The sequence below is a fragment of the Candidatus Avelusimicrobium sp. genome (assembly GCF_051874775.1).
In the GTDB taxonomy this organism is placed as follows: domain Bacteria; phylum Elusimicrobiota; class Elusimicrobia; order Elusimicrobiales; family Elusimicrobiaceae; genus Avelusimicrobium.
Window position 1 is genome coordinate 21980 of sequence record NZ_JBJEGE010000036.1, and the last position, 10836, is coordinate 32815.

The following is a 10836-nucleotide window of genomic DNA, read 5'->3' on the forward strand; positions in this document are numbered from 1 at the left end:
GATTACCTACTAAATGTGTTGCTATTTCAATTTAACTTTCCGTACAAATTTATGCCCTTTGTAAGAAAATACAACTTCATCCGGCCGCACTTCTACAATGCGCGCGCCGTAAATCGATTTGCCCACCGTATAAATACGGCTGCCGATAAATACTTCCTGCCCGATGATACCACCTATTCTAATTTTATTGCGTACTTCGCGGGTAGGATCTTTGATGCGGGCCAACTCCAACTGGCGCAAGCGTTCGGCTTCTTCGCGTTTGCGTCTTTCTTCGGCTAACTGACGCTGACGTTCGGCCTCAATTGCTGCCAAACGCTGCTGTTCGCGATATCGCAACAGCAAAAAATCATCGGGAGACAGCGTAGGATCCCTATGGTTTTTAGGATTATAGACCACGCGCTTTGTTTTAGCAGGCGCCTCTTCCGCTACTTCTTCCCGTTTAGCTACAAATTCCTGTGCGGCAGGTTGCTGTTTTATAGCCGCTTCGTCCTCAGCTACAGAAGGAGCCTCAACAGACATTTCACTCACGTCAGCCTGCGCGTCAAGTGCCTGTTTAGCTTTGGGCGCCACGTTGCCGGTCATATTTGCGTTTTCTTGCGCATAAATGCACGGCACTGCCAAAACAAAAAGTAAAAGATAAACGGTTGTTCTCATACGCTATTTCCCTCCCGCTGATTCTTTTTTCTTTGTTTCCGATTTCTTTACTTCCCCGCGTTTTTTGGCCATAATCTGCGCATAATCTTTGAACATTGTTTGGGCGATTTTTTCCTTAGGGAAAATCGTGTTAAACTTCATAGAGATTTTGTTGTTCCCCAAATGTTCGGGATCCGTATCCTTTGCAATGGAAAAATCGGACACTTTCAGATACTCTTCAGAATTTTCAATATCCGCCAAAAAATTGGCGAAACGAGTAAAATCCATTTCCGAATTAACCTTCAAAGAAGCGGCTACATACGTGGGATTGGATGAATCTTCCGCCTGGGCACCTTCCACCTGCGGAGCCAAATTGGCCTCTTTAAAGATACCCAAAATCTGGCTGACCAACCAGCCGTTTTTATCTGATATATCCGGAAAACGCGGCTCCAGTTCAAACAGCAGTTCCTTATTGGTCATATATTCCCGCTCGCTGGACTGCTGCATACGGATGGCCTCCATTTGGCCGTTATAGTTGTTGATTTTTTCATTAAATTGCCCGTTGCAATACTTAAAGCCCAGAAATACCACAAGCACGGCGATAAACTGTTTAACAAACAGCTTATAATTGCCTTCCTGCATAACCGTTTGAATATCCTGAAAGCCTTTTTTTAAAGCTTCAACGTGTTTATTGGTTTTCAAATTAGCGGCCATTGTTGCGACCTCCTGCTTTGGAACAACTAAACACAAAACGTGTTTCGTTGTCCGCGTTTTTCCCGCCGGACATCTTATTTCCTCCTGCAGAAGACGTACCGGCCACGCTGACGAAATTGATATTGGCGTCTTTCCCACAGATTTTGCTTACAATCGGCTGCTCTGCAAGAGCATCGCGGAATTTGTTGCCGATTACCAAATCGGTCTGTCCGTCTTTACCGGAGGCAATTGAACCCTCAATTTTCACGGAACGAGATTCCGACCCATTATTCGGGAACGGATCTGCGTACTCAAGCTTGGTAATCCAAATCTGTTGGGGAATGGTATCAACAATTTCCATAATCAGCGGCGTAATCGTGTTGTCATAACGTGTCATTGCTTGCAAATTGTTGTTCTGCGTTTTCATCCTGCTCAAATTAGTTTGGATTTGGTTCGCCGTCAAGCCGTTAAAATCCGCCACCGTGCGCTGTTGGGAGGCCTTGGTACGTTGAAGCTCCTTATCTTTATTTTGCACATTCAAATACCCTTTTCCGATTAACAGCACAATCAATATCATAAGTACGGCAGCCACCTTCCAAGCGGTTAAACTAGCGCTAAATTCGTACTCACTCAGACGGTTGCCTTTGGTAAAATCGATATCCGGAGTTTTATGATCGTAAAATTTAATGCTCGCACCAATGGCGGAAATTTCTCCGGCCGACTTTGTTTCAATACCATAAATTTCGCTCAAATTCCATTTACGAACAGGCTTTTTTGAATCGGCTTCCAATGCCGGAACCCATTGTTCAATATCCGTTCCCACGATTACGGCTTCTTCAAACGGATCTTTTTCCAACTGTTTGGCAATAAACTCCGTACAGTTGGTAATTTCGAATCGGCGGCGTTCCGCCGGCAGAGAACCCGAAATTTCCACCTCACGCAAAAGCACAGGGGCATTCTCGTTTAAAAAAACGAAATTCGCCATATCTTTGCCAAAGAATGAATAGATGCGGCCGCCATCTCCCACGGCTTCTTTATCACTATCGTTAAACGCACGACCCAAAGACAAGCTGGAGGATTCTACCGAAACTAGTTCTAACCCTACCGTTTTCAGCCCTTTTTGCAAACGTTCGATAATTAATTTGGTCGTCAGTGCGAACACAACGCCCAAACGTTTTTGCTTGGTGGCAGCGGTTTCAAATTCATATACGTGATAGGCATATTCCGCTTTTTCAAACGGAAAATGGATATATTTACGTGCCTGAAGTGGAATGGAGCTTTTCCACATTTTGCGCTCAATCGCCGCCGGAATAACAAAATGGCGCAACAAACAAAAAGCAGGAGCCAAACTAATCACCACACGGTTTGTTTTCCATTTTTTCTTGGAAGTAACTTTTCCCAACGCATCCAACCAGTTATCCATCGAAAAAAAAGTTTCATTTAAATCAAGCGGTTTTAAAGTCGTTCTGTCAACAGCATTAATCGGTACGCGCACCAGAGACTCAAGCACGGTACCTCCGTCCTTTTTTGCACTTTGCGCCACGTAAATTTCATCAATCCCGATATAAATCCCTAGACAATCAGGGTGCGCATTCATATTCTGTCCAATTAAAGATTCAGAAAGAGTCATACATTTTTTCCTTCCGGACTAATTTTGATAATCTTCATACGGCATATCATACGGATTATTTACGGGCATCGGCTCCGCATTTTGATACGGATTCGTTTCCTGAAGCGACGACTGCGCCTCATCATTGGGATCTACTTCTTCAATGATATTGGTAACGGTGGTCTTCGTTGTAGTCGTCGTCTGCGACACAGCAGAGGAAGAAGAAGTATCCTTTCTCGTTACCTCCGTGGCGGGGGCACCCATTGTGCGGCCGGGCTTGACCCAGAGACGGGAGGTTTTGTAATTACACTTGGGACACAAGTCATCCGAAGATTTTGCCGCGCACGAATTCGTTTTGCAATCGCTCGTTTTCTTCTGAGCGGAACATTTTACCACCACCCGACGGCGCAAAGTTTGTTTTTCGCCTTTCAAGTCGGTAGCGGTTAACACTAGCGTATACTTACCGCAAGGAAGTTCCGGCCCGATAATGCCTTTGCGGCCGTTCCATAAAATTTGATGATAGACAGATGTAAAACCTTCCAATTGGCGCACAACATAGAAATTACCGTCGCGGCCGTGCTGGACCACCTGTAATACCCAATTATCTACCGGATTTAGCGTTTCCAATACTGAGAAGTCAATCGCATACGCTTCACCCAAAGAGCGATCAATCGCGTGGCAAAGCGGCACAACAGCCATACTTAAAAGCGGGGCTTTGACGTTGTTTTCATTCTTTTCCATATTAGCTGGAAGTTTGGCTTCGTAATCAAATACAACAGCCACGCCGTTCAAGTTAGCAAAACGAGCAGGCGGTTCTTGGTCCACCAACCCCATATTGTAATGCAGTTTACCTTGTGAAATACCGCGGTTAATTAAATAGGAATTGAGGGCCATTGCCTGACGAATACCGGAAAGGGTTACGTCGTCAGTATAAGATCCAGGAGGAAGAATGATATACGCCGCACCTTGCGTCAGGGCGAGCAAGTCATACACATCGTCCAACAAAGACAGCGAAGAAGTTTTAAATTTGTTTCTGTCAAACAAGACTTCAGGGTCAATATCTAACGCATCGGGTTTTCCGTCACGCATATAAAGATGTACACCTTTGACCGCATTGATTTTTTCTATAGCGGCAGCCGTCATACTTTCGATTTTTTGTTTTGAATACAAATCACGCGCTTCTATGGCTTCGGGTGTGGTTAAATCCATAAAAGTACTGGAAGATGACTCGTTAGCGGCGGAGGTCAAGGTCTCATTCTGACGGGCAGCCTCCAATTCTTCCTCCGTCTGTTCCTGTAAAGCTTCATCATCAGCTTGAGCCGTTTCGTCCAATCCGTCCTCTGCCAAGGTAACTCCAACGACGCCCTCGCCCATCATTTCGTCGTTTACATCAGCAGCGTTTTGAAAAGCAGCCTGCCGTGCGGCCTCGCCCTTCTGCATTGCGGCCAGACGCTGCGCTTCGATACGATCCGTTAAAGCCTGTTGTTCAGCTTCAACTGCGGCAAGCGCATCATTTTCTTTTGCCAAAACGGCAGCTTCGGCAGCCTCTTTGGCCGCAGCGGCTTCAGCGGCGGCTTCGGCGGCCGCAGCTTCCGCTTGCTGTTGGGCCGCCCGAACAGCAGAATCTGCAGTTAAATCAAGATTTTTTACCTCGCCTTCCTTAAAATTGATATCCACTTCCACCGGAGTTTGAATGCCGCCCATACGGTTGTGAATCAGCTCCACATACTTATTGGCCTCAGCGACTTCTTCTTTATTCCCGTTGACAAGCACATCGAGAAAGTAATCCATAGCTTCTCCATCTCTATCTTCGTTGTACAGGGAGATGCCTTTAGCCAGCTGGCGTGCTGGCGTTGCGGCGGACAGCGTGCTGCCGCCTGTCAGAGATAAACAGAAAACAGATACAGCCAAATAACCCAAGAATTTATTTGTTTTTATCATTCGGTGATCCCTCGCCGTGCGCCGTCTAACTCCGCGACACACGGATAATAGAATTATAGCAATTTAGAAAGCTTTGTAAAGAGTATTTTTTATTTTTTATAAAATCCGTCCGAGCGCTCTCTTTACGACAGCGCTTTCAGCCGCGCCGTCGCCAACGTGTTGGAAGGATAGTAGAATAACGCATTTTGCAGGCACCGTTTGGCACCAGTGACATCTTCCGCCTGATACAACAGCGTGGACAAAGCCAAGTTCGCCCACAAATCGTCCGGATGTTTTTCAAGCACTCCTTCCAATACTTCTTTTGCTTTAATACCGTTGCCCGCCAAAGACAATACTCTGGCAAGCAAAATTGCACCATTGGTATCGTCCGGATAATCGACGATATACGACTCAATATTATTGCGTAAACGCTGTTGGTAAAAAGGCGACATTTTATGAAAACGCTCTGCTTTCTCATTATACTTCTGGAGACGGGACGCTTGTTCCAATACGGCGGGCTTCACTTCGTCTGCAGCGTATAAAGCTTGCAAACGGCGCAACAGTTCTTTATCCAACGTATCTACTGTCAGCCCGCGTTTATAAACATTTTTGGCATACTCCGTTTCCCCTTGTTTACGGTAAATTTCACCGGCAAGTCTCCACAATCCCGTCTCATACGGAAAAAGCAACAATCCGCGTTCCATCAATTCCAGTGCGGATTTATCGGCATAGATAGGTTCCTCGTATAATAACTGGGAAAGCATACCGTACGCGGGCAAATTATATGGATTTAAACGCAAATTTTCCATTAAATAATGAACGGCTTTCTTATTATCCTGTGCGCCCAACGCGGCCAAGGCGGCGTGAAAATACACTTCTTCATAATAGGATGCGGCGGAAATAGTTTTTTCAAACGCTTGGAGCGCCTCTTTATATTTGTGTTGCGCCAAAAGCACATTCCCCAACCGGAAACCTGCTTCCGTATTGGCAGGATACAGAGAAAGCGCGGAGGAAAGATTCCGCTCTGCAGCCGGATAATTCTTAACAGCGATGTTTTTCTGACCCGCAAAAGAATGGTATTCGCTTGCCAGCCACAATCCCTGCCACATAATACACGCTACACTCAGCCCAAACGCAACAAGCGCTACTGTTTTGGTAAACGGGTTAGCGGTAATCAAAACGCGGCGTTCTTCTTTCCCCACACCGCTGACTTCGGCACCCACCATCCACCAAAAGATAAACGCCGGCACAACAGCGTGCAAAGAGATGTTAAGCATATTGTCAGCCAACATTCCCAAAATACCGCAGAATAATGCCTGCAAAAGCTGTTTTTTATCACCCTCTTTTTTATGGGCGGCAAAATCGCGCACTTCTAAAAACAGTACCATAAACATAAACAGGAACAGTCCCAGTCCGACAATTCCCCCCTGTGCCAGTTGGAAAAACAACTCGTTATGCGGGGCGTGAGTAATGGTTTTTAAATCGCGCAAGTCCGGATAACGCAACAGCGTACGGGGTTGGTATTGCATAAATGCCATCTGAAAATTACCCAAACCGCTGCCAAGAACAGGGCGCGCCAAAAAGATTTCCTTGGATACGTCCCACATAAATAAACGTTGGTGAAGTGACTGAAAAATATCACCGCGGCCGATGTTTAACGTAAAGTTGGAAGGCGTCACCGCCGAAAGCTCCGCCGCGCGTTTGGCCACGGGGCTGGGTGCATCTTTCGAATCCCAATATACACTCCCCCACCCTACGCCCACGGCCAATACGGCCAGCAAAAATACGCGGCCTTTACGGCTCCAAATCAACGCACGCAGCGTACCGAACATCCACATCATAATCAAGGCGCATAATGCCCCAAACCAGCACGAACGCGCCAACCCGAATGACAGGAACAAAACGTAAACAAGCACCAACAGACCGTAGACGCAAAAATCCTTTTTGCTGTCCGCACGCATATAGTATACAAGCAGCGCCGGAAGCAACATTACAACAGCAGACGAAAGAAAGTTTGGATTTCCAAAAGTGGAAAAAGCTTTGGAAGCAAACTGATTAATTTCAAACGGCCACAAAAATTCCAATCCCAACGCCTGTAGTACACCATACCCACACGCTAAAAATACAGCCACAAACAGAAGCACCAAAATATTTTCCTGCGTTAATTTTTTAAGTACACGTACGGCCAGCCATACGCCCAAAATCCACAAGAACAGCGCATACCAGTCAAACAAATGCGCAAAAAGATTTTCCGATGACAGATTTGTTTTTAAATGAGGCAAAAAATACCACAGCATTCCCCACGCCAAAAAGAGAAGGATATAATTGGTTTTACTCTCAATAGTGCCGGAAAAGACAATGTTTTTGCTTATCATATACGCCCCAAACGCAACCACCAACAACAGCGTTCCGTAATTTAACAGGCCGTAAAACATCGTTTGCCTAAGCACCTGCGGGGCAGATGACAGAGCCGACAGCCAACCTGCCGCCAAAGAAAGAACGTAAACAAAAAAAGCCAAATCAAAAAATGTCTTGGTAAAATCAATGTCTTTGGAACGCAAAAACTTAAACGCCAATGTGGCGCAAATCAACGACAAAAGAACATATAAAAGCACATTCTGTGCAAAAAACGGATTGGCTGTCAAATCGGTAAAAAACACGAGCGGAACGACAAGAAAACACGTCGCTAACAGCACGCGGATAATCTTCATATAAATGGTTTCTTTGGCGGATTTTGTAAGATTAAGCATATCTTGCCCCAAAAATACTTTTTAATATTGTAGTTTTTTTACGCTTGCAATTAAAGCACTTTTTCCCCCGAAACGATACAAAAAACGGCACGCCTTCAAGCGCGCCGTTTTAAAAAGAGGAAACAAGCTTTCAGTCTCTGTCCGCTTGCGAGGTTTGGTTCAACTGTTGTTTTACCTGCCGGACGGCTGCCGACGCTGCCACATTTACCTCTTTTGCGCGCAGAGCACCGTCCACCGCATTTTTAAACTGCGGCGCAGACATATTTTCCAATTCCTCCAAAGCGGAAAAAAATCCGTCCATTTCTTCCAATTCCGCCGGAACTTGTAACAAAGAGCGTTTAAGCATTTCGTCCTGTACCCCTTGAAGCATTGCCAGATGCTCATTATAACGTACCATCGCCGCAAGTAAAACGGCCAGTTTTCGTTCCCGCGGATATTCTTGATATACCAACACCGTACTGCACACCACCCGCGCCGCTTTGTTGCGCGAAGCAAGCAGTAGTGCCAAGCTAGCCTCTTTCCCGCCGGCCTGATCCATACGTTCCCGCAATAATTCCAATCGGGCGGGAAGCGCAGAGCGTTTGGCTTCAAATGAAGGAGCCTGCGCCGACAACAACCGCGAAGCAAAAAATCCGCACGCCAAACACGCCAGTACCACCCACCACACCTTATGCTTAAATACTATTTTCATACCCCCTCCCTTTCTTGTAGTTTGACGAAGGGAATATCCTTTGGCAACCCTCAAAACAGATTATTTTTACACGCCGTAAAACACCTAGCATGCCACCCAACTAATTCTGTAAAATATATAAAAAACAAAGCCTCTTTCCGTTTCAAAAGAAGCCTTGTTTTCATTATTTTTGATATTACTTAATCGGCGTAGTAACAGTTGTCTTTATAACCGCCGCCGCACGAACAAATCGTGTTATTATTGGAAGCGTATTTGGTCAAACCCAGCTCCACACACGCATTTCCGGCACACGTACGATAGCCTGACACGGGATGAATACTTAACCTAAAAGACCGACCGCCCCCGCCGTTCCCCACAGCTCCCCCTCCAAAATGACGGCAAAAAAAACAAAGAGCAAAACTGTTCCGTTCTGCTCTTTGTATCCTTCCAAAAACTGCCGTTGTGATTAGCCGATAACGGGCGCCACAAACGTGCGGGCGGCCAGTTCGCGGTCCAACATCAAAAGGGCTTTTTTGTCTTCGCCAATGAGTTTCAAAGTGGCAATCAGTTGGCGAACGTTGGCTTCTTCTTCCACCTGTTCTTTAATATACCAGTCCAAGAACGACAGCGCCGCGCGGTCGTGTTCTTCTTCCGCCACATCGACAAGTCCGTTGATTTTGGAGGTTACCAACTGTTCGTGGGCGAGCACCTGTTCAAAAACCGCCACAATGTCGGTACCTTTCAGTTCTGGTTTTTCGATAGCGGCCAAGGTAACTTTTCCGCCGCGTTCGTGCACATAATCGTACATTCCCATCCCGTGCGCGTGTTCTTCCTGCACCTGCACGCCGAACCAGTTGGCAAATCCGTTCAAATGCAGTTCTTCAAAGTGGGATTTCATCGCCAAATACAAGTATTCCGAATAAAATTCCGCATTAATTTGCGCGTTAAACGCTTCTTCCATTTTTTTGCTAAACATATCGTCTCCTTTGCCCAGAGGGCTTATTAAGAATTAATCTTAATTATATTATAACTTTTTTCGAAGCCTCCGGAAATACGCTATTTTCAACGGAAAATCTCGGTCGCGCGGTTAAAAATTCCGTGGCAGAAGGCAATCGTCATTCCGTAATTGGACACGGGAACTCCCGCCGCACGCAGTTTTTCCAAACGGCGCAGAATTTGCGTCCGCGTAACCATGCACCCGCCGCATTGTACGGCCAGTTTATACCGAGATAAATTCTCCGGCAGCGCGTCCAAATTCGCTAATACGGTAAACTCCAGTTTTTTACCCGTGTATTTCTGCAGCCACGCGGGGATTTTGGTGCGGCCGATATCGTCGCACTTGTTGACGGTGTGGGAGCAAGACTCCATAATCAAAATTTTATCGCCGTCCTGCAAAGCGTCTATCGCCCGCGTGCCCGCTAAAAAGGCTTCAAAATCTCCCTTTTGGCGGGAAAATAAAATGCTGAAACTCGTCAGCGGGATTTGCGGCGGCACGACGGAATTAACAAACTTAAACGCTTGCGAATCCGTTACCACTAAACTAGGCGTATGCGTTTTTAAATAGGCGGCCAGTTCCGTATCTTTCAAGCACACGGCCGCCGCCCCGATATCCAGCAAATTGCGAATCGTCTGCACCTGCGGCAAAATCAACCGTCCCGCCGGAGCGGACGCGTCTACGGGAATAACCAACACCACTTCGTCCCCCGCTTGAACGTATCCGTCCAAAATTCCGCAAGGTGCGTGTGAAGAGGGAGGCAGATGTTTTTTGATTAACGATAAAAGGGCGGGCAGATCGGGTTTTTTGCACGAAAATTCCAACACGTCCGTCCCCTTGATTTCCGTTTGTAATTTTTGAATGTCGCTTTTATTATGTACCAAAAAAAACGGAATATTATGTGCCGAAAAAGCGGCCATTAATTGTTGATCATACGCGTCCAGCTCGCCCGAGAACACCAAAACAGCCAGGTCCACCTGCTCCAGCGAATCCAAGGTGCGTTTGACGCGTTTTTGACCGAGTAACGAAGTATCGTCCACCCCCGCCGTATCTACGAGCGTAACGGGACCGATGTCCAACAGCTCAATAATTTTTTTGACGGGGTCCGTCGTCGTCCCCGCCTGAGCGGAAACCACGGACGTATCCTGCCCCGTCAGCGTATTTATAAGCGAGCTTTTGCCCGCGTTCATTTTACCGAAAATGCCGATATGCGGCCTGTTTAACTGTACCATATAGGAATTATATAAAAATCCCGCACCCTGCGCGCCGCACCCTGCGCAATGACGCCTAGCGGAAAAAGCATCAGTTCAGGATGAAGGTTAAAGGGAAAACGGCCCCAATTCTGGACTTAAGGCTCCACGGCCGGAATGACGGCGGGAGGAAGCCTTCAAACATAACGATGGAACGGAGCGGTCTAAATAAACAACCGTCGTTATTCAACTGCCGTGCAGATTAGAATAACATTGCATAGCTTCGGCTGCTGAATCAGATTTGCGCTAAATTTGCGTTGCAAGTTGCCCGAGGAAGTACTGCTAGGTACGCCGAGTGGCAAGGGAACGCAAAGTTA

9 protein-coding genes are annotated in these 10836 nt (G+C 46.6%); all 9 read right to left on the reverse strand.

The genetic code is table 11. The annotated features are described in order from the left end of the window. Positions 1 to 21: 21 nt before the first annotated feature. Positions 22 to 654: a hypothetical protein gene (locus ACI351_RS07870; RefSeq protein WP_439734697.1), complete on the reverse strand. Its 633-nt coding sequence runs from the start codon at positions 652 to 654 to the stop codon at positions 22 to 24. Between the two features lie 3 nt (positions 655 to 657). Beyond that, positions 658 to 1347 (reverse strand): hypothetical protein, encoded by a 690-nt coding sequence (locus tag ACI351_RS07875; protein WP_439734698.1) that lies wholly within the window; start codon positions 1345 to 1347, stop codon positions 658 to 660. Then, the gene (locus ACI351_RS07880; protein WP_439734699.1) at positions 1337 to 2956 is read right to left on the reverse strand and encodes a hypothetical protein; all 1620 of its coding nucleotides are present in this window, start codon (positions 2954 to 2956) and stop codon (positions 1337 to 1339) included. Before ACI351_RS07880 ends, ACI351_RS07875 begins: the two co-directional genes overlap by 11 nt. An 18-nt stretch (positions 2957 to 2974) precedes the next feature. Further along, positions 2975 to 4876 carry a hypothetical protein gene (locus ACI351_RS07885; RefSeq protein WP_439734700.1) on the reverse strand — a complete coding sequence of 634 codons (1902 nt, stop codon included), beginning with the start codon at positions 4874 to 4876 and terminating at the stop codon, positions 2975 to 2977. Between the two features lie 122 nt (positions 4877 to 4998). Further along, on the reverse strand, positions 4999 to 7605 hold the full coding sequence (locus ACI351_RS07890; protein ID WP_439734701.1) for an O-antigen ligase family protein: 2607 nt from the start codon (positions 7603 to 7605) through the stop codon (positions 4999 to 5001). Positions 7606 to 7735: 130 nt separating this feature from the next. After that, positions 7736 to 8296, reverse strand: a complete 561-nt coding sequence (locus tag ACI351_RS07895; RefSeq protein ID WP_439734702.1) for a hypothetical protein — start codon at positions 8294 to 8296, stop codon at positions 7736 to 7738. 179 nt (positions 8297 to 8475) lie between these two features. Beyond that, positions 8476 to 8652, reverse strand: a complete 177-nt coding sequence (locus ACI351_RS07900; RefSeq protein WP_439734703.1) for a hypothetical protein — start codon at positions 8650 to 8652, stop codon at positions 8476 to 8478. 89 nt (positions 8653 to 8741) lie between these two features. Next, positions 8742 to 9251: a ferritin gene (locus ACI351_RS07905; RefSeq protein WP_439734704.1), complete on the reverse strand. Its 510-nt coding sequence runs from the start codon at positions 9249 to 9251 to the stop codon at positions 8742 to 8744. Positions 9252 to 9337: 86 nt separating this feature from the next. Continuing rightward, positions 9338 to 10501 carry a [FeFe] hydrogenase H-cluster maturation GTPase HydF gene (gene hydF, locus ACI351_RS07910; RefSeq protein ID WP_439734705.1) on the reverse strand — a complete coding sequence of 388 codons (1164 nt, stop codon included), beginning with the start codon at positions 10499 to 10501 and terminating at the stop codon, positions 9338 to 9340. Positions 10502 to 10836 lie beyond the last annotated feature (335 nt).

Excerpts from the sequence above, each read along its gene's own strand:
- ACI351_RS07880 (WP_439734699.1), bottom strand. The coding sequence starts at position 2,956 with ATGACTCTTTCTGAATCTTTAATTGGACAGAATATGAATGCGCACCCT.
- ACI351_RS07895 (WP_439734702.1), bottom strand. The coding sequence starts at position 8,296 with ATGAAAATAGTATTTAAGCATAAGGTGTGGTGGGTGGTACTGGCGTGT.
- ACI351_RS07885 (WP_439734700.1), bottom strand. The coding sequence starts at position 4,876 with ATGATAAAAACAAATAAATTCTTGGGTTATTTGGCTGTATCTGTTTTC.
- ACI351_RS07875 (WP_439734698.1), bottom strand. The coding sequence starts at position 1,347 with ATGGCCGCTAATTTGAAAACCAATAAACACGTTGAAGCTTTAAAAAAA.
- ACI351_RS07905 (WP_439734704.1), bottom strand. The coding sequence starts at position 9,251 with ATGTTTAGCAAAAAAATGGAAGAAGCGTTTAACGCGCAAATTAATGCG.
- ACI351_RS07870 (WP_439734697.1), bottom strand. The coding sequence starts at position 654 with ATGAGAACAACCGTTTATCTTTTACTTTTTGTTTTGGCAGTGCCGTGC.
- hydF (WP_439734705.1), bottom strand. The coding sequence starts at position 10,501 with ATGGTACAGTTAAACAGGCCGCATATCGGCATTTTCGGTAAAATGAAC.
- ACI351_RS07890 (WP_439734701.1), bottom strand. The coding sequence starts at position 7,605 with ATGCTTAATCTTACAAAATCCGCCAAAGAAACCATTTATATGAAGATT.